At 66.9% G+C, this 19059-nt stretch carries 14 protein-coding genes; 11 read left to right on the top strand and 3 right to left on the bottom strand.

Features of this window, described 5'->3' with window-relative positions:
* Positions 1–79: 79 nt before the first annotated feature.
* Positions 80–1303 carry a class I SAM-dependent methyltransferase gene (locus LQV16_RS15545; protein WP_229994803.1) on the bottom strand — a complete coding sequence of 408 codons (1224 nt, stop codon included), beginning with the start codon at positions 1301–1303 and terminating at the stop codon, positions 80–82.
* 66 nt (positions 1304–1369) lie between these two features.
* Here LQV16_RS15545 and LQV16_RS15540 point away from each other — a divergent pair, with 66 nt between their 5' ends.
* From LQV16_RS15540 to LQV16_RS15525, 4 genes are all read left to right on the top strand, one after another.
* Positions 1370–1804 (top strand): hypothetical protein, encoded by a 435-nt coding sequence (locus LQV16_RS15540; RefSeq protein ID WP_229994802.1) that lies wholly within the window; start codon positions 1370–1372, stop codon positions 1802–1804.
* A gap of 610 nt (positions 1805–2414) precedes the next feature.
* Entirely contained in the window at positions 2415–2711 is a 297-nt protein-coding gene (groES, locus tag LQV16_RS15535) for a co-chaperone GroES (RefSeq protein WP_018773735.1), read from the top strand.
* 81 nt (positions 2712–2792) lie between these two features.
* A complete protein-coding gene (gene groL, locus LQV16_RS15530) occupies positions 2793–4403 on the top strand; it encodes a chaperonin GroEL (RefSeq protein ID WP_229994801.1) in 1611 nt (536 codons plus the stop codon).
* 311 nt (positions 4404–4714) lie between these two features.
* Positions 4715–6790, top strand: coding sequence for an acyltransferase family protein (locus tag LQV16_RS15525; protein WP_229994800.1), 2076 nt, complete (start codon positions 4715–4717; stop codon positions 6788–6790).
* A 91-nt stretch (positions 6791–6881) separates the two neighbouring features.
* Here the strand turns inward: LQV16_RS15525 and LQV16_RS15520 are convergent, their stop codons facing one another.
* A complete protein-coding gene (locus LQV16_RS15520) occupies positions 6882–7850 on the bottom strand; it encodes a DUF389 domain-containing protein (RefSeq protein WP_229994799.1) in 969 nt (322 codons plus the stop codon).
* A 232-nt stretch (positions 7851–8082) separates the two neighbouring features.
* On the opposite strand from LQV16_RS15520, the gene LQV16_RS15515 reads away from it, so the two are divergent.
* The 3 genes from LQV16_RS15515 (at position 8083) to LQV16_RS15505 (ending at position 13960) form a co-directional block, all read left to right on the top strand.
* Positions 8083–10161 (top strand): acyltransferase family protein, encoded by a 2079-nt coding sequence (locus LQV16_RS15515; RefSeq protein ID WP_229994815.1) that lies wholly within the window; start codon positions 8083–8085, stop codon positions 10159–10161.
* A 277-nt stretch (positions 10162–10438) separates the two neighbouring features.
* Positions 10439–11950, top strand: a complete 1512-nt coding sequence (gene guaB, locus LQV16_RS15510) for an IMP dehydrogenase (RefSeq protein WP_229994798.1) — start codon at positions 10439–10441, stop codon at positions 11948–11950.
* Positions 11951–12109: 159 nt separating this feature from the next.
* Positions 12110–13960: an ABC transporter ATP-binding protein gene (locus LQV16_RS15505; protein ID WP_229994797.1), complete on the top strand. Its 1851-nt coding sequence runs from the start codon at positions 12110–12112 to the stop codon at positions 13958–13960.
* Here LQV16_RS15505 and LQV16_RS15500 read toward each other — a convergent pair.
* Positions 13947–14162 carry a hypothetical protein gene (locus LQV16_RS15500; protein ID WP_229994796.1) on the bottom strand — a complete coding sequence of 72 codons (216 nt, stop codon included), beginning with the start codon at positions 14160–14162 and terminating at the stop codon, positions 13947–13949. The genes LQV16_RS15505 and LQV16_RS15500 overlap by 14 nt on opposite strands.
* A gap of 55 nt (positions 14163–14217) precedes the next feature.
* Between LQV16_RS15500 and LQV16_RS15495 the strand changes: the two genes are divergently transcribed.
* The 4 genes from LQV16_RS15495 to LQV16_RS15480 all read left to right on the top strand — a co-directional run.
* Positions 14218–15354: a GuaB3 family IMP dehydrogenase-related protein gene (locus LQV16_RS15495; protein ID WP_229994795.1), complete on the top strand. Its 1137-nt coding sequence runs from the start codon at positions 14218–14220 to the stop codon at positions 15352–15354.
* A 92-nt stretch (positions 15355–15446) separates the two neighbouring features.
* Positions 15447–17198 (top strand): glycerol-3-phosphate dehydrogenase/oxidase, encoded by a 1752-nt coding sequence (locus LQV16_RS15490; protein ID WP_229994794.1) that lies wholly within the window; start codon positions 15447–15449, stop codon positions 17196–17198.
* A gap of 89 nt (positions 17199–17287) precedes the next feature.
* On the top strand, positions 17288–17776 hold the full coding sequence (locus LQV16_RS15485; protein WP_229994793.1) for a PTS sugar transporter subunit IIA: 489 nt from the start codon (positions 17288–17290) through the stop codon (positions 17774–17776).
* Between the two features lie 461 nt (positions 17777–18237).
* The coding region (locus LQV16_RS15480) for an SURF1 family protein (RefSeq protein WP_229994792.1) at positions 18238–19059 on the top strand (822 nt) is incomplete at its 3' end.

The following is a 19059-nucleotide window of genomic DNA, read 5'->3' as shown; positions in this document are numbered from 1 at the left end:
AGCCCAGTAGCCCAGTAGCCCAGTAGTGCAATAGGCCGGCGGCCCGGCAGCTTAGCCCCGGGATCCTGGCCGGGCGGAGCTAGACAGGCTCCACCGAGATGGCCACCCGGTCCTCGCCGATCCTGGTGAGGACCAGGGTGGCTGATTTCTTGCTCTTGTGCTTTGCGCTTCCGCCGGGCAGGAGTTGCTTGCGCAGTTCTTCCGGTGTGACGGCCGTGCCGCGCTTCTTGATGTCCAGGACGCCGATCCCTTCGTCCTTGACCCATGACTTGAGCGCCTTGACGTTGAACGGCATCACGTCGAGGATCTTGTAGGCCTTGGCGAACGGGGTGTCCCGCAGGTCCGGGGCACAGATATAGGCGATGTGCTCGTCCACGAGGTGCCCGCCCAGCTGGAGGGCGACGTCGGCCACCAGCCCGGCGCGGATCAGCGCTCCATCGGGCTCGTACAGATAGCCCTCCACGGGTCCCACGGGCGCCGCCGGGCCGCCGTCGAAGTCCTCGCCGCTGGTGAGTTCGGCCGCACCCTGCGGGCCGAGCAGGAGGGCTGCGCGCCGCACGCCGGGACGCCGCACCGCGTTGAACCACAGGGCCACCTCAGTCACGTCCCCGCCGACGGAGACCCACTGGGCCTCGCAATCCGCGGGCACGGAATCGTGCGGCATGCCCGGCCCCATCTTCACGCCGACGGCGCGGCCGGAGCCGGCCAGCGACGCCACGAAGGACAGGGGAGGGGAGAAATCCTCCGGATCCCAGATCCGTTTGGTGCCCGACGTGGACGTGGTGCGCCGGGCCGGGTCCAGCCAGACGCCGTCGACCCCCTCGAGCGACACCGAGGTGGCATCCGCATGGACCACGGTGGCATTGCGGAACGGGATCAGGTTCATCGTGGCGCAGGCGGCCGTGGCCTCGTCCATTTCCACTGCGGTAACCACCAGGTCCAGGGAAGCCAGGGCCATCGCATCCGCTCCGAGCCCGCAGCCGAGATCCGCGACGTGGCCGATCCCGGCCTCCGCGAACCGCTGCGCGTGCCGTGCCGCCACCGTGAGCCGGGTGGCCTGCTCCAGGCCGGCTTTGGTAAAGATCATCTGCCGCGCGAACTCCCCGAACTTGGCCTCGGCCTTGGTCCGCAGCCGGGACTGCGTGAGGACCGCCGAGACCATTTCGGGGGAGTGGCCGGCCTTGCGCAACGCCGCGGTGAGGCGGAAGGCCTCGTCCTCACGGTACGGGCCCAGCGACGCCAGCAGCTCCCAGCCCTCGGGCGTGAGGATCGGGGCAATATGTTCCTGCGGTGCGTCAGTCATGCCATCCAGCGTAGTTGAGCTCCGCGGGCACGCTGTGACCGGACCGCGGGGGCTAGGCTTGACGGCATGGAAGACAGCGGGACAGGCGACAGCATCGCAGAGGACACAGCCGGGCAAGACACAGCCGGGAACGACTACTCCGGGCAGGGGCGCCGGCGCCCGCAGGGTCTCGCAAGCTACGCCCGGCCGGCGCTGATCGCCGGCGCCGTGATCGCCGTCGTGTGCATTGCCCTTTTGGTGATCATTTTCTTCCTCGACTCCTTCAACGCCACCGTGTATTCCGTCGGTGGCAAGAACGTCCAGGACGCCACGGACGAGGCCCGGGCCATCCGCGACACCTACGCCGCTGCCCGGCTCGGCGGCATCATCTTCCTCATCGCAGGCATCCTGCTGGCCGCCGCCGGCGCCGTGCTGATGTACCGACACCGCAACGACGAGGGCCAGGACGTGGACGAAGACGACGGCGAGGACGTGGACTTCGAAGACCTCGCAGGCCAGTAGGCGCGGGCCCGCAAGGCCCGATCGTCCATGGGACATGCCCAGCACCCGGCATCAGGAGTGAGCATGTTCTCCCGGGCAGCCCGCACCCGTGGGGCATGTCCATAGGTCAGCGCCAGGAATGGGCTTGTCCTCCCGGGCAGCCCGCACCCGTGGGGCATGTCCATCGCTCAGCGCGGGCAGAGAGCATGATGCCCAAGTGTCCACCGGACGCCGCGAAAATTGGGCATGTCCCTCTGGCCCGCCCGCACCCGTGGGGTATGTGCAGCGTCCAGCGCCAGGAATGGGCTTGTCCTCCCGGGCAGCCCGCACCCGTGGGGCATGTCCAGCGCTCAGCCCGGGCAGAGAGCGTGATGCCCAAGTGTCCACCGGCCGCCACGAAAATTGGGCATGTCCCGCCGTGGAAATGTTCACCCGGAACGAATTTCTGGCACTCGCCTTGACCGAGTGCTAACCATTTACATAGAGTCGTCATTAGCACTCTCCCTAGGAGGGTGCTAACACATGAAGCGCGTTCCGCCAGGCACGCTGCCGGCACCGCGACGACGGTCTGCGCGCCTGGGCATCACCGCTTCATAGTCCACGAATTTGCTGACGAAAAGGAGAGGTCCGAGTGTCGGTCTCTATTAAGCCTCTTGAGGATCGTATTGTTGTCCGCCCGCTCGAAGCCGAGCAGACCACGGCTTCCGGCCTGGTTATCCCGGACTCCGCACAGGAGAAGCCGCAGGAAGGCGAAGTTGTTGCAGTAGGCCCCGGCCGCTTTGATGACAACGGCAACCGCGTTCCCATTGACGTTGCCGTTGGCGACGTCGTCATCTACTCCAAGTACGGTGGAACCGAAGTCAAGACCGGCGGCACCGAGTACCTCGTGCTCTCCGCCCGCGACGTTCTGGCGATCGTCGTAAAGTAACTCTCTTGGACCCCCGCGCAGCCGATCCTTTCGCATTGAATGGATCAGTTGCGCGGGGTTCTGTCTTGAAAGGACAAAACCATGGCAAAGCAGCTTGCGTTTAACGACGCTGCCCGCCGGTCGCTTGAAGCCGGCATCGATAAGCTCGCCAACACCGTCAAGGTCACGCTGGGCCCGCGCGGCCGCAACGTCGTACTGGACAAAAAGTGGGGCGCCCCCACGATCACCAACGATGGCGTGACCATCGCCCGTGAAATCGAGCTGGATGACCCCTACGAGAACCTTGGCGCGCAGCTTGCCAAGGAGGTCGCCACCAAGACCAACGATGTTGCCGGTGACGGCACCACCACCGCCACCGTCCTGGCCCAGGCCCTGGTCAAGGAAGGCCTGCGCAACGTAGCAGCAGGCGCCGCACCGGGCGAGATCAAGCGCGGCATCGAGGTTTCGGTCGAGGCCGTCGCCGCCCGGCTGCTGGAGAACGCGCGCCCGGTTGAGGGCACGCAGGTTGCCAACGTTGCCGCAATCTCCGCCCAGAGCGACGAGGTCGGCGAGCTGCTGGCCGAGGCGTTCGGCAAGGTCGGCAAGGATGGTGTGATCACCATCGAGGAATCCTCCACCACGCAGACCGAGCTGGTCCTCACCGAGGGCATGCAGTTCGACAAGGGCTACCTGTCCCCGTACTTCGTCACCGACGCGGAACGCCAGGAGGCCGTCCTCGAGGACGCCCTGATCCTGATCAACCAGGGCAAGATCTCCTCGGTGCAGGACTTCCTGCCCCTGCTGGAAAAGGCGCTGCAGAGCTCCAAGCCGCTCTTCATCATTGCCGAAGACGTCGAGGGCGAGGCCCTGTCCACGCTCATCGTCAACCGCATCCGCGGCACGCTGAACGTCGTCGCCGTCAAGGCGCCGGGCTTCGGTGACCGCCGCAAGGCCATGCTCCAGGACATCGCGACCCTCACCGGTGCGCAGGTTGTCTCCCCGGAGCTGGGCCTGAGCCTGGACACCGTTGGCCTCGAGGTGCTGGGCACCGCACGCCGCATCACGATCACCAAGGACAACACCACAATCGTCGACGGCGCCGGTTCGGCCGAGGACGTCGCCGCCCGTGTTGCCCAGCTGCGCGCCGAGCTGACCCGCACCGATTCGGACTGGGACAAGGAAAAGCTGCAGGAACGCCTGGCCAAGCTGGCCGGCGGCATCGGCGTGATCAAGGTCGGCGCTGCCACCGAGGTTGAGCTGAAGGAAAAGAAGCACCGCATCGAGGACGCCGTGTCCTCGACCCGCGCTGCCCTCGAAGAAGGCATCGTGGCCGGCGGCGGTTCCGCCCTCATCCACGCGCTGAAGGCGCTCGACGAGGACGCTGCCGTCCAGGCCCTCGAAGGTGACGCGGCTGCGGCCGTCGGCATCGTCCGCCGCGCCCTGGTCCAGCCGCTGCGCTGGATCGCCCAGAACGCCGGCTTCGACGGCTATGTCGTGGCTGCCAAGGTGGCCGAATCCTCCGTGAACCAGGGCTTCAACGCCAAGTCCGGCGAATACGAAGACCTGATCGCGGCCGGCGTCATCGACCCCGTGAAGGTGACGCGTGCGGCTCTGCGCAACGCGGCCTCCATCGCGGCGCTGGTCCTCACCACGGAAACTCTCGTGGTGGAGAAGCCGGCTGACGAAGACGAGCACGCAGGCCACAGGCACTAGGTTCTGCCCGCAAAGGGGACGGCCCGGCATCTTGCCGGGCCGTCTTTTTTCTGCCCTTTTTCTGCCGCCGCCCTACCGCCGCCGGACGCACGTCTGCTGCATACCCGCCGCGGTTCTGCCGGGATTCTGGCGGCAAATTGCCCGGATTCCGGCGCCTTGACCAGGCAGGCGCCGCACCGGCGCCGAGAATTCACTGGAAACTCACACCCTGGCGTGCCTCAATGGAGATCGGTGGCTGCTGCGACGATTGGCCATCAAAATTACGTTTTGGTAACATGGACGCTTTGGTTATCTGGTTGAGGGGTTGTTCTATGACACAGCAAAGAACCTCGCCCCTGCCTGCCCGCAATAGTGCCGCGCACAGGGCCAGCCCCGCCGCACCCAAGGCCGGCCGAAAATCCACGTTCAGGCCAGAAATCCAAGGACTCCGGTCCCTGGCCGTGCTGATGGTCATGAGCTACCACATCTGGCTGGGCCGGGTCTCCGGCGGCGTGGACGTGTTCTTGCTGATCTCGGCCTTCCTCATGACGCTGCAGTTCGTCGGCCGCTACGAGCAGGGCCGGCCCATGGCTTTGCTCAAGCATTGGCTGCACCTTTTCCGGCGCCTGATTCCGGCTGCCGTCACCGTCATGGTGGCCGTACTCGCCGCAAGTATCCTGTTCCTGCCCCGGACCCGCTGGCTGGAAGTCATCAACCAGGGCTGGGCCTCCCTGTTCTACGCCGAGAACTGGCTCCTGCAGTCCGAAGCCACGAACTACTACGCCTCGGACCACAGCCTGGCCAGCCCCTTCCAGCACTTCTGGTCCCTCTCGATCCAAGGGCAGGTCTTTATCCTGTGGCCGCTCATCTTCGCAGGAGCGGCAATCCTCGCCAGGCACTTCAGGCTCCGCTACCGCGTGCTGCTGTGCTACATATTCGCCCTGATCTTCGTTGGTTCGCTCGTCTACTCAATCGTCTTCACCCAGACGTCCCAGACGGTGGCGTACTTCGATACCTGGGCACGGCTGTGGGAGTTCGCGCTCGGCACCCTGGTGGCACTGGCCCTTCCCGGCCTGCGGCTTTCCCGGGGCTGGCGCCTGGCCCTTGGCTGGCTGGGCATTGTGGCCATGCTCAGCTGCGGCCTCCTGCTCAATGTCCAGGCGTCCTTCCCCGGGTTCGTGGCCCTCTGGCCCACCCTGGCGGCGGCCTGCGTCATGGCCGCCGGGCAGTCCGGCAGCAAGCTGGGCGTCGACCGGATCCTCAGTTCAAAGCCATTGGTCCGGCTGGGCGACATCTCGTACGCCCTGTACCTGTGGCACTGGCCGGTCCTGGTCATCTCCCTCGCCGCGACGCACCGGGACCGTGCGGGGCCGATCACCGGCGCCGTCATCGTCACCGTGTCGCTGGTGCTCGCCTATCTCACCACCCGCTTTGTGGAGAAACCCTGGCGGGAATGGAAGTGGCCGGAGGTGCGGCGGCGCCGCGCATTCATTGCCATCGCCGCGGCTGTGGTCACTGCCGTCGTGCCGCTGGCCGGCTGGCAGCTTCAGCTCAACATCGCCACGGCAGCCGCGGCGAGCCAGGCCTGGGCCAACAATCCGGGTGCCCGGTCGTTGGACCCCGCCTACGTCGACGGGGCTGACAAGTCTGCCCCGCTCCTTCCCACCCTCGCCACGGCAGCGGAGGAATGGCCCGAGTACGCGGGCGGCTGTAAAGCGGACGAGAAGGAACTCACCAACGTCTGCAACAACGGCAAGCAGAATCCCACCAAGACCGTGCTGATCATTGGCAACTCGCATGCCCACGTGTGGGCGACCCCCATCCTCACCATGGCCGATAAGTACGGCTGGAGGGTGGAGGCCATCACCAAGGGGTACTGCCCCGTGACGGACCACCAGGCCGCGGGGCTCTCGGAGGGCTGCCTGGACTTCAACAAGGACACCCTCAAGAAGGTGCTCGAGATGAAGCCGGATGTCGTGGTGACAACAAGCACCCGGACTGACCCCGACCCGAGCAACACCGAATTCATGGACCCGGGCTGGGTTCCGCCGATCAAATCCATCAATGACGCCGGCATCCCCGTGGTGGCGCTGCGGGACACCCCGCGCTTGCACGAAGCCGTTCCCGCCTGCCTCGAGAGCAACACCGAAAACTACGCCGCCTGCGGGACGATGACCGCGGAAAACTACCAGGCAGCGTCGCCCGATGCAGCCGTGGCCGGGCAGCTGCCGGCCACCAAGTTTCTGGACTTCAGCCGGTTCTTCTGCCCGGACAAACTCTGCCCGGCCGTAATCGGCAATGTGATGGTCTACAAGGATGACAACCACGTCACCCGGACCTACATGGAGAGCCTCACTCCGTACTTTGAGACCAAGTTCATGGCAGCTACCGGCTGGAAGGCCGGGTAACGACCGTACGGTCCTTTGGGACGGCTGACTGACTGACTGACTGACGGGCTGACTGACTGCCGGCACGCGGCCGGCCGTCAGCGCCGGGCCGTCAGCGCCGTGAACGGTCCGCCCGGCGCCGCAGCCGGATTGCGGCGTCCGGGGGCAGCCGCTTGGTCACCAGCCGGTAGAAGATGAGAACCCCGACGGCGGCCACCACGATTCCCAGCAGGTTCAGGAACAGCTGCAGGGCGGAGCCGGCCGCCTTCTGGTACTCGCCCAGGACCAGTGCCACAGCCACGAACCCCGCCGCCGGCACCGTGGTGACCGAGATGAACACCCCGACCAGCGCCGCTGAACGCCGGCTGATGACCGACAGCATCCCGGCTATGCCGGCCAGCACGGCGACGATCAGGGAATACGGGCCCGGGTGGTAAATGAATTCAACCGCTGAACCGCGGTCCAGCGCGTCACGCGGAAACAGCCCGAGCGGCACGGACAGCCATGCGGCCAGGGCGGCAGCCAGCATCGCGACGGGAAAGCCGACGCCGAGGGCCAGCGCCGCGTCGCGTCCGAGCCGGCGCTGGCGCCGGACCAGGGCCACGGCCAGCGCAGCCAGCGGGCCGAACTCCGGGCCCACGGCCATGGCACCGACGATCGCAATGGTGGAGTCCGTGACGATGCCGATGGCCGCCAGTTGGGTCGCCAGGACCAGGAAGGTCAGAAACGTCCACGTCAGGCGCGAATCTTCGCCGGACTGCCGCGACACCTCGTCCCAGATCACGGCGTCCGCGCCCTCACCCGGTGCCTCCGCCTCCGCCTTGTCGGACCGGTCCGAGAGCACCAGGTCCGGCTCGGTGACCGAAATTGATCCCCGCTGCTGGACATCGAGGACGTGGAGCTTCTCCACGAGCCCCTCCACGGATTCGCGCGCCAGCAGGACCTCGATAACGTCCCCGGGCGGCATGACGGAAGCGCCCTTGGCCAGCGCGACTTCCGAGACGCCGACGTGACTTGTACAACTTTCGACAACAACTCCGGACAACTCACCCGGGACACAAATGCGCAGCTGCACGATCACTTAGCGGCCTCCTCAGACTCGTCCAGCCTAGCTTCCGCGCCACGACCGCGCCGGGGCCGGCGCCGCCGGCCGGCTCCGCGGGTGCGCCGTCCTCCGGGCGCGGGAAGGCTGCCGCCAGGGCCGCGGGAAGGCTTCCCGCGGGCGCCGGCGATTGGCCAAGAAAATTACGTTTCGGTAACATTGATGTTTTGGAAACTGGCCGGAAGGGTTATTTGTGTCGAGCGAGCGAACCATCGTCACCCCGCCAAGGGCAGACGCCGGTTCTCCGTCGAGCCGAAAAACAAGCTACCGACCCGAAGTCCAGGGCCTTCGCGCCCTCGCGGTCCTCATGGTGGTCACCTACCATGTGTGGCTGGGGCGGGTCTCCGGCGGCGTAGACATCTTCCTTCTGATTTCGGCATTCCTGATGACGCTCAGCTTCACGCGGAAGGTCGAAAGCGGCGCGCCGCTCCGGCTGCTGAGCCACTGGATGCATCTGCTCAAGCGCCTGCTGCCCGCCGTCGTCGTCGTGATTCTCGGCGTCCTCGCCGGCACCTGGGCCATCCTGCCGCAAAGCCGCTGGCCCGAGGTCCTTGAGCAGGCCTGGGCCTCCCTGTTGTACCGGCAGAACTGGCTTCTGGCGGATAGCGCCGTGGACTACTACGCCCAGGACCATTCGGGCGCGAGCCCGCTCCAGCACTTCTGGTCACTCTCGATCCAGGGCCAGGTGTTCGTGCTCTGGCCTCTCGTCTTTGCCGGCACGGCACTTCTTTCCAGCCTGCTCCGGCGCGTGTACAGCTGCCGGAACGGAAAGAACCACGTGCTGCTGCGCTACCGGTCCCTGCTGGCAGCGGCCTTCGGCGCCATCTTCGCCGTGTCCCTCGCGTACTCGATTCAACAGACCGCAACGAACCAGGCCCACGCGTACTTCGATACCGGCGCCCGGCTCTGGGAGTTCGCCCTCGGCTCGCTCCTGGCCCTCGCCCTGCCGTACATGAAGCCGGGCAAGATCCTGCGCATCGTACTGGGCTGGGCCGGCCTGGTGGCCATGCTCTCCTGCGGGCTGCTGCTGACCGTGGACCGTTCCTTCCCCGGATTCATCGCGCTGTGGCCCACGCTGGCCGCCGCCGCGATCATCACCGCCGGCCAAAGCGGCAGCCGCTTCGGCGTCGACCGCTTCCTGACCTGGAAACCCCTGGTGGCGCTGGGAGACAACTCCTACGCGCTCTACCTCTGGCACTGGCCGCTGCTGGTCCTGGCCCTCGCCGGGGCGGGCATCACGGCGCCGAACCTGTTTCAGGGGCTGTGCATCGTTGCCGCGTCCGTCGTTTTGGCCGTGCTCACCACCCGCTTCGTCGAGAAGCCGCTGCGCGAATGGCACTGGCCCAAGCGCCGGGCGTGGCGTACCGCCGTCGTGATTGCCGCCTGTGGTGCGCTGCTGGCCGGTCCCGTCGCCGTCTGGCAGAGCCAGCTCGTCGCCGACGAGGCCGAGGCGGCATCCCAGCCCAAGGAGCTGACCCCCGGCGCGGCCGCCCTGGCACCGGAAAACGCCGGCAAACCCACGCCGGAGGCGAGAATCATCCCCGCACCGGCAGCGATGAAGAACGAGTGGGCCGACATTGACGGGCTGTGCACGGACGGAAACGTCCCCAGCGACCCCTTGCTGCAGGGCTGCCTGCAGAACAACAAGCCGGAGAAGGTCACCAAACGGATCGTGGTGCTCGGTGACTCGCATGCCCAGCAGTACATGGCGGCGCTGGGCCCCATTGCGAAGAGCCACGGCTGGGAAGTGGTCACCCTCCTGAAGGGCAACTGCCGCTTCGGCGGGGAATCCCCGGAGCGGGACGCGGACTGCAACGCCTTCAACAGGGCCAGCGCGCAGTACGTACTGGACCACCACCCCGACGCCGTTTTCACGGTTGCGTCCCTGACCCACAAGGAAGCACCGTTCGAGACCGAAGTGCCCCAGTACCTGGAGGGCATCAAACCCTTCACCGACGCCGGCATGGACGTGGTGGGCATCCGCGACAACCCCCGCTTTAACATCAACATGCCCGAGTGCGTCCAGAAGAACGGCGAGGACGCGGCGGAATGCAACGTGCCGGAGCAGGAATCGCTCGCGGGGTCCTCGCCGCTTGACGCCTACCGCGGCCAGGTGCCCAGGCTGCACCTGATGGACATGAGCGATTTCATCTGCGCCAACGGAACCTGCCCCGCTGTGGTGGGCAACGTGTACGTCTACAAGGACGACAACCACCTGACCAAGACCTACGTCCAGACCATGATCCCCATGTTCGAAAAGCGGCTGCTCGCCGCCACCGGCTGGAAATAGGCCGGCCGATCCCGGCTGGGGCGGCCGATCCCGGCTGGGGCGGCCGCAGGGCCGGTTTGGGCGGTCGGGGAGACGTGCGGGCATGGGACGGCTCACATTGAGCCGCACATTACTGCCCCGGAATATGGCTATCGCCGCCAAGGTTCTACTATTTATTCAGGACTTCTGCACAACCTGCTGCACAACCTTCTGCACAGACCAGACCCGTAATGACGGGCTGGTCATCTGTTGCAACCCCTACCCGTGAACCCCGTAACCCAAGGTAAGAGGCGCACTCATGACCCAGCCCGAACACAATCCCTTCGGCTTCATCGGCCTGACGTACGACGACGTCCTGCTCCTGCCCGGCCACACCGACGTGATCCCCTCGGAAGCGGACACGTCCTCCCGGATCTCCAAGCGCATCACGGTCCAGACCCCGCTGCTCTCCGCCGCGATGGACACCGTCACGGAGTCTCGCATGGCCATCGCCATGGCGCGCCAGGGCGGCCTCGGCGTCGTCCACCGCAACCTTTCCATCGCCGACCAGGCCGACCAGGTGGACCGGGTCAAGCGCAGCGAATCCGGCATGATCACCAACCCCCTGACCATCGGCCCCGAGGCCACGCTGGCCGAGCTGGACGACATCTGCGCACGCTACCGCGTCTCCGGTCTCCCGGTGGTGGACGAGGGCAACAGGCTGCTGGGCATCGTCACGAACCGCGACACCCGCTTCGTGCCCGAATCCGACTTCCCGCTGCGGCTGGTCAGCGACGTCATGACCAAGATGCCGCTCGTCACCGGGCACGTCGGCATCAGCCGCGAGGAAGCCTCGCACAAGCTGGCCACGAACAAGATCGAGAAGCTGCCGCTCGTTGACGAGCAGGGCCGGCTCAAGGGCCTGATCACCACCAAGGACTTCACCAAGGCCGAGCAGTACCCGCTCGCCACCAAGGACGACGAAGGCCGCCTGCGCGTCGGCGCGGCGATCGGCTTCTTCGGCGACGGCTGGGAACGCGCCATGACGCTCGTGGACGCCGGCGTGGATGCCCTCTTCGTGGACACCGCTAACGGCCACTCCCAGGGTGTGCTGGAGATGATCCGCCGGCTCAAGTCCGATCCCGTTGCGGCGCACGTGGACATCATCGGCGGCCAGGCAGCCACCCGCGAAGGTGCCCAGGCACTGATCGACGCCGGTGCCGACGGCATCAAGGTCGGCGTCGGTCCCGGGTCCATCTGCACCACCCGCGTGGTTGCCGGTGTGGGCGTCCCGCAGATCACGGCCATCTACGAGTCTGCGAAGGCTGCCATCCCGGCCGGCGTCCCGCTGATCGCCGACGGCGGCCTGCAGTACTCCGGTGACATCGGCAAGGCGCTCGTCGCCGGCGCCGACACCGTGATGCTCGGCTCCCTCCTGGCCGGTTGCGACGAATCACCGGGTGACCTGATTTTCGTCAACGGCAAGCAGTTCAAGAGCTACCGCGGCATGGGCTCCCTTGGGGCCATGCAGACCCGCGGGAAGAACACCTCCTACTCCAAGGACCGCTATTTCCAGGCGGACGTCTCCGGCGACGACAAGCTCATCCCGGAAGGCATCGAGGGCCGGGTCGCGTACCGCGGTCCGTTGTCGTCGGTGGCGTACCAGCTGGTCGGCGGCCTCCGCCAGACCATGTTCTACACGGGCGCACCAACCGTGGCCGAGCTGAAGGCGCGCGGCAAGTTCGTCCGCATCACCCCGGCCGGGCTCAAGGAATCGCACCCGCACGACATCCAGATGACGGTCGAAGCCCCGAACTACGGGTCGCGCTAAGACCCTCTGCCAGAACGGGTGAGCCCGCCGAAACCACAGTTTCGGCGGGCTCACCCCCTTAAGGGGCAGGCTCACCCTTCTTAGGGCGGCTTACGGCGGCCCGTTTCCAGCGGCGGTGCCGCTCACGCCGGCTCCGGGCCGCGGAACTAGGCTGGAGGCATGTCCGAACTCCTGCCGGCACGTGCGCCCAAACGCAAGCTCGCGCTCAAGCCCTACGCCCGCGCCGTGGCGCAGGTGCTGCGGGTCAGCTTCCGGGCCTCGCCCGCCGCCGTCGTCATGAAGGTCCTCGGCTCGCTGATCTCGGCGCTCCTGCCGCTGGTCACGACGTACTTTGCCGCCCTGACCACCACGGCGCTGGCCGCCGCCTACGCGGGCGACGCCGACGCCGGCGGCCAGGCCGTCGTCTACGTCATCATCACCGCGGCACTCGGGCTCTTCTGGGGATCGTTCAGCAGCGTGGACCGCTACATCCAACAGCTCATGAGCTTCCGGGTCGGCGCGATAGTCGGGGATCTCATGTACGAGCGCTTCCTGACCCTGGACTTCTGGCGCTACGACGACAAAGAGACCGTGGACCTGTACGACCGCGCCAAGCGCTTCTCCGATTCCTATGCCCGCGTCCTGGACCGGATCGCCGCCATCTTCACCCAGCTCGTCTCCGTGCTCCTGGCCATCGGCGCGCTGCTGCTGGTCAGCTGGTGGATCGCCGTGATCGTCCTGATCGCGATCGTCCCCAGCGTCTACCTGCAGTTCAAGCTCTCCCGCGAACAGATCGCGCACTGGAACACCCAAGTCGATTCCCGCAGGCAGCGCAGGATGATTGAAACCAACCTCCTGCGCCCGCAGCACATCGCCGAGATGCGGCTCTACGGGATCGTCGGCTACCTCATGGGGCTGCGCTCCCGGCTGCGGGACGCCGACGAAAAGCGCCGGCTGGACTTTCAGAAACGCTACATTCCCAAACAGCTCGCGGCCGATGCCCTGCAGTACGGCGCCGAGGTCGTCTCCCTGATCTGGGTGGTGGGCCAGATCATCGCCCGCGCCCAGCCGGTGGGGCAGTTTCTCTATGTCCAGCAGATTGTCAGCCGCGCCCTGTCCACCGCCAACAACCTCGTCTCCTCGCTCAGCTCGATCGACGAGGACCTGGCGAACCTCAAGGACTACGAGCTCTTCATGGCGCTGCCGGTGCAGTCCGGCCACGCCCCGCCCCTGCTGCAGGCGCCGAAAACGGTGGACCTGCGGGACATCCGCTTCACCTACACCGGCAGCGAACTGGAAGTGATCCGCGGCATTTCGCTGACCATCAGGCAGGGCCAGCACATCGCGATCGTCGGGGAGAACGGTGCCGGCAAGTCCACCCTGATCCGCATCCTGGCCGGGTTGTACCGTCCCGATTCCGGGCAGGTGATGCTCGACGGCGTGGACCTCGCCGCCGTCGACGTCACGTCCTGGCACCGGCACCTGGCGGTGCTCAGCCAGGAGTTCCTCAAATACGAATTCGCCACCGCGGCGGAAAACATCTTCTTCGGCGACGTCGATTCGCCCCGCGATGACGGTCGGGTCCGTCGCTCCGCCGCGGATGCCGAAGCCCTCGAGTTCATCAACAAACTGCCCAACGGCCTGGACAACCATGTCAGCAACTGGATGGAGGACCCGCGCGGTCGGAAGGGTTCCGGCCTTTCCGGCGGGCAGTGGCAGCGCCTGGCGATGGCGCGGAACTTCTACCGCAACGCCTCGTTCATGGTGATGGACGAGCCGACGTCGGCCATCGACGCGCTGGCCGAGCACCGGATCTTCACGAGGCTCTTCGCTGACCGCGCCAGTACCATCATCGCCATCAGCCACCGCCTCGCCACGATCGAGAAGGCTGACGTGGTCTACATGCTCGAGGACGGCAGCATCGTCGAACAGGGCACCCACAAGGAACTCGTGGCGCTCCGCGGCCGCTACTTCCGGATGTTCGAATCCCAGCTGACCGTCCCGGATACCGAGAACGTCAGCGGCGAGTGAGGGGAGGGCCTTCGATGGTGGTCCGCACGCGGGCCAGGCTGGGTCGCGGCGGGACACTGCTGAAACCGAAGCCGACGGCGGGCCGGACGGCGGCGAACGGGGACTGCGCCCACAGCCCCACCACCGCGCGCAGGCCCGAGCCCGTGCCGATCCCGGCAATGTGCCCGTCGAAAATCCACCGCTGCCCGTGGTGCCAAAGCATGACGGACACAGTACGCCGAAGCGGCGCCCCGCGTCGGCTGGGATAACCTAGAGCAGTGACTTACGAGATTGAGATTGGCCGAGGCAAGCGTGGGCGTCGTGCCTACTCCCTGGATGACATTGCGATCGTCCCCAACCGGCGCACACGTGACCCCAAGGACGTCTCCGTCTCCTGGCAGATCGATGCCTACAAGTTCGACATGCCGGTCATCGCGGCGCCGATGGATTCGGCCATGTCGCCGGAAACCGTCATCGCCCTGGGCCGCCTCGGCGGACTCGGTGTGCTCGACCTCGAAGGGCTGTGGACCAGGTACGAGAACCCGCAGTCCGTGCTGGACGAGATCGGGGGCCTCGCGGACGAGACCAACAGTCCCGCCGTCACCCGGCGCATGCAGGAGCTCTACCAGGCGCCGATCCAGCCCGAGCTGATCACCTCGCGCCTCGCCGAGATCCGCGCCGCCGGTGTTACGGTGGCCGGCTCCCTGACCCCGCAGCGGACGCAGGAGCACTATAAGACCGTGGTGGCCGCCGGCGTCGACATCTTCGTCATCCGCGGAACCACCGTCTCGGCAGAGCACGTCTCCAAGGACCACGAGCCGCTGAACCTCAAGCAGTTCATCTACGAGCTCGACGTCCCCGTAATCGTCGGCGGGGCGGCCGGCTACACCCCGGCCCTGCACCTGATGCGCACCGGTGCCGCCGGCGTGCTGGTCGGCTTCGGCGGCGGAGCCACCACCACCACCCGCCGCGCCCTGGGCATCCACTCGCCGATGGCCTCGGCCATCTCCGATGTCGCGGCCGCCCGCCGCGATTACATGGACGAGTCCGGCGGACGCTACGTCCATGTGATCGCCGACGGCGGCATGGGATCCTCCGGTGACATCGTCAAGGCCATCGCCATGGGCGCCGACGCCGTGATGCTGGGCAGCGCCTTGGCCCGCACCGACGAAGCCCCCGGCAAGGGCTGGCACTGGGGCCAGGAAGCCCACCACGTCGAACTGCCCCGCGGCGACAGGGTCAACGTCGGGACAGTGGGGCCGCTCGAAGAGGTCCTGTTTGGGCCGGGCCACCACACCAACGGCACCTCCAACCTCATCGGGGCGCTGCGCCGTTCCATGGCGACCACCGGCTACTCGGACCTGAAGGAATTCCAGCGCGTCGACGTCGTCGTCTCGCCGTACGCCGGAAACTGAACGCCACACCGGCCTTTGTTTGGCCCTGCCCATCCGGGAAACTTGGACGTAGTCTGGTGCCCTACGAGGTTTGACCCGGATGGAGGCGTGACATGAACAGTTTTGCCGGCGGTTCTGCCGTGGCCGGAGGTGCCCTTGGGCCTGCGGAACGCGAGGCTTCAATCACTGTGCTCAGGGGCAGCACCGCCCCCGGCAAAGAGCTCGACATCCTGATCGTGGGCGGAGGCATCGTGGGCGCCGGCGCCGCCCTCGACGCCGTCACCCGCGGGCTCACCGTAGGCATCGTAGAGGCGAATGACTGGGCCGCGGGGACGTCGTCGCGTTCCTCGAAGCTTATCCATGGTGGCCTCCGGTACCTCGAAATGCTCGACTTCGGCCTGGTCAAGGAGGCACTGCACGAACGCGGCCTCATTCTCTCCGTGCTGGCACCGCACCTGGCCCGGCCGGTCCCGTTCCTGTACCCGCTCCACAAGCCGTTCCTGGAACGGCCCTACGTCGGCGCCGGAATCGCCCTGTACGACGCGATGTCCATCACCGGCGGGCACAGCCGCGGCGTCCCCTTCCACAAACACCTGACCCGGCGCGGAACCCTGCGCGCCGCCCCCAGCCTCAAGGACGACGCCTTCGTCGGGTCCATCCGCTACTACGACGGGCAAGTCGACGACGCCAAGTACGTCGCCAACCTCGTGCGCACCGCGGCGCACTACGGCGCCCACGCGGTCAACCAGATGTCGGTGGTGGACTTCGTGCGCGAAGGCGAGCGCGTGGTCGGCGCCAAGGTGGTCAACCACGAGGACGGCTCCAGCTTCAACATCCGGGCCAAGCAGGTCATCAACGCCACCGGAGTCTGGACCGACGAAACGCAGGCCATGGTGACAGACCGCGGGCAGCTCAAGGTGCGGGCCTCCAAAGGCATCCACCTGGTAGTGCCTCGCGACCGGATCCAGTCCACGGTAGGGCTGATCCTGCGGACCGAGAAATCCGTCCTGTTCGTGATCCCCTGGGGCAGGCACTGGATCATCGGGACCACGGATACCGACTGGCACCTCGACAAGGCCCACCCGGCGGCCTCCTCCAAGGACATCGACTACCTGCTGGAGCACGTCAACAAGGTCCTCAAGCGCCCGCTGACCCGCGAGGACGTCGAGGGCGTCTACGCGGGGCTGCGCCCGCTGCTGGCCGGGGAAAGCGATTCCACCGCGAAGCTCTCCCGGGAACACGTGGTGGCCCACCCCGTGCCGGGTCTCGTGGTGGTGGCAGGCGGCAAATGGACCACCTACCGGGTGATGGCCAAGGATGCCGTCGACGAGGCAACGCGCAGCATGGACGAGCGCGTCCCGCCCAGCTGCACGGAGTCCATCCCCCTGCTGGGAGCGAGCGGCTTCAAGGCCGCATGGAACCAGCGGAACCGGATGGCGGAGGAGACCGGCGTCCACGTGGCCCGGATCGAACACCTGCTCAACCGCTACGGTGCCATGGCTCCGGAGGTGCTGGCGATCATCGCCGACAGCCCGGAACTGGCCGAGCCCCTGCCGGGCGCGGACGACTATCTGGCCGCCGAAGCCGTCTACGCGGCCACTCACGAGGGCGCCCGGCATGTCCAGGACGTCCTGACCCGCCGCACCCGGATTTCGATTGAGGCGTGGGACCGCGGTGTGTCCGCCGCCCCGGTAGTCGCTAAACTAATGGGAGACGTTCTCGGCTGGAGTGATGCGCAGCGCGAGGGCGAAATCAAGCACTATCTGGCCCGGGTTGATGCCGAGCGCCTGAGCCAGCAGCAGCCGGACGACGAATCCGCCGACGCCGCACGGCTGGGCGTGGAGGACATCGTGCCCCTGCGCTGAGACGCAGCACCGGCCGGCAGTGGAGATTACAACGCTAGTCATTGGACTGCCGGCCGGCGTGCACTGACGCCACTTCGAAGGGACATCTCTTGGCGGAACCACTGGACCGGTACGACGCCGAGCTCACCACGCCCGAGATGGTGATCCTCGAAATGGATGCCACGGACAAGCTCGACGCCACTTCCCAGCTCGCCGAACGCATGCATGCGGCCGGACGAATTTCCGATCTCGAGGGATTTCTCCAACAGGTCAATGCCAGGGAGCACCAGCTCGCCACCGGCCTGCCCGGCGGCGTGGGGCTGCCGCATGCCCGCAGCGAGCTGGTCTCCCAGACCTCCATCGCTGTCGGCATCACGAAGTACGGCAGGGCGCTGGACTTCGGGGCGGCGGACGGCCCGGCCACTGTGATTCTGCTCATCGCCACTCCGGCGAGTTCCTTTTCCGATCACCTCGAAGTGCTTGCGACGCTGGCACGCTCACTGTCGAAGGAGTCCTTCCGCGAGTCGCTGCGCCGCGCCTACGACGCCGAAGTGATCGCCGAACTCATCAATTCCAGCCTGGTGTTCTTCGACCACTGAGATTGGGGCAGGGCCTTTCGTGTCGACTCCGTCGCCACGCAGGGACCCGGCTGCCCCACTCTGGGCAGGGCCTTTCGTGTCGACTCCGTCGCCACGCAGGGACCCGGCTGCCCCACTCTGGGCAGGGCCTTTCGTGTCGACTCCGTCGCCACGCAGGGACCCGGCTGCCCCACTCTGGGCAGGCCTTTCGTGTCGACTCCGTCGCCACGCAGGGACCCGGCTGCCCCACTGGTCAGGGCCTTTCGTGTCGACTCCGTCGCCACGCAGGGACCCGGCTGCCCCACTCTGGGCAGGCCTTTCGTGTCGACTCCGTCGCCACGCAGGGACCCGGCTGCCCCACTCTGGGCAGGGCCTTTCGTGTCGACTCCGTCGCCACGCAGGGACCCGGCTGCCCCACTCTGGTCAGGCCCAACTGCTGCCCCGTTTCGCTGTTCTACACAGGGACGAAGTACGGTTAAGAGGTGCTGAAAACTGCCCTCAAACCCCGCTGGATCGCAGGACTCGTGTTCGCGATCGCCATTTCCGGGGTCTTTGTGCTGCTCAGCCAGTGGCAGTTTGGCCGTTCAACGCAGGCGGAAGCCCCAGTCTCCACCACAACAGAGGAGACGCGCCCGCTCACCTCGGTCCTGCAACCCGGGGGGTTCTTCCCCGGATCGGTGGCTGACCAGATGGTCTCCGCCACCGGCAGCTACGACCCCCAGAAGCAGGTCTTGGTCCCGGGACGGCTCAACGACGGGGCGAAGGGCTACTGGATCGTTTCCGCTTTCGCCGTCAAGGATGCCCCGGCCCTGTTGGGCCGCGGGGCCACGCCGCAGACCTGGATTCCGGTCGCGCGCGGCTGGGTCGCGGATCCCGCGGACGCCGTGGCGCCGCCGCCGGGCACCATCGAACTGACCGGACGGCTCCTTCCGTCCGAGTCCCCGCTGCCGCAAACCGATCCCGGGCCCGGCCGCGCCAGCGCCGTCTCAGTCGCCGAACTCATCAACGACTGGAACATCAGCAGCTACCCGGGCTTTGTCGCGGCGAGCACCGAACTGGCCGGCGGCACCGACGTCGGGGCCTCAGCCACCGGCGACGTCAAACCCCTCCGGATCGGCCCGCAGCCGCCCGTGCAGCAGGTCAACTGGCTAAACCTCTTCTATTCCGTGGAATGGGTGGTCTTCGCCGGCTTCGCGTTGTTCATCTGGTGGCGGCTCGTCAAGGACGACTACCGCCGGGACCTCGAAGACGAGCTCGACGAGGAACTCGCCGGGGACGAACCACCGGCCCAACACCCCACGGCC

Source organism: Arthrobacter sp. Bi26 (genome assembly GCF_918697925.1).
GTDB lineage: Bacteria > Actinomycetota > Actinomycetes > Actinomycetales > Micrococcaceae > Arthrobacter.
This window is presented reverse-complemented; position numbering and strand designations above follow the sequence as displayed.

Excerpts from the sequence above, each read along its gene's own strand:
- LQV16_RS15545 (WP_229994803.1), bottom strand. The coding sequence starts at position 1,303 with ATGACTGACGCACCGCAGGAACATATTGCCCCGATCCTCACGCCCGAG.
- LQV16_RS15540 (WP_229994802.1), top strand. The coding sequence starts at position 1,370 with ATGGAAGACAGCGGGACAGGCGACAGCATCGCAGAGGACACAGCCGGG.
- groL (WP_229994801.1), top strand. The coding sequence starts at position 2,793 with ATGGCAAAGCAGCTTGCGTTTAACGACGCTGCCCGCCGGTCGCTTGAA.
- LQV16_RS15525 (WP_229994800.1), top strand. The coding sequence starts at position 4,715 with ATGACACAGCAAAGAACCTCGCCCCTGCCTGCCCGCAATAGTGCCGCG.
- guaB (WP_229994798.1), top strand. The coding sequence starts at position 10,439 with ATGACCCAGCCCGAACACAATCCCTTCGGCTTCATCGGCCTGACGTAC.
- LQV16_RS15505 (WP_229994797.1), top strand. The coding sequence starts at position 12,110 with ATGTCCGAACTCCTGCCGGCACGTGCGCCCAAACGCAAGCTCGCGCTC.
- LQV16_RS15500 (WP_229994796.1), bottom strand. The coding sequence starts at position 14,162 with ATGCTTTGGCACCACGGGCAGCGGTGGATTTTCGACGGGCACATTGCC.
- LQV16_RS15490 (WP_229994794.1), top strand. The coding sequence starts at position 15,447 with ATGAACAGTTTTGCCGGCGGTTCTGCCGTGGCCGGAGGTGCCCTTGGG.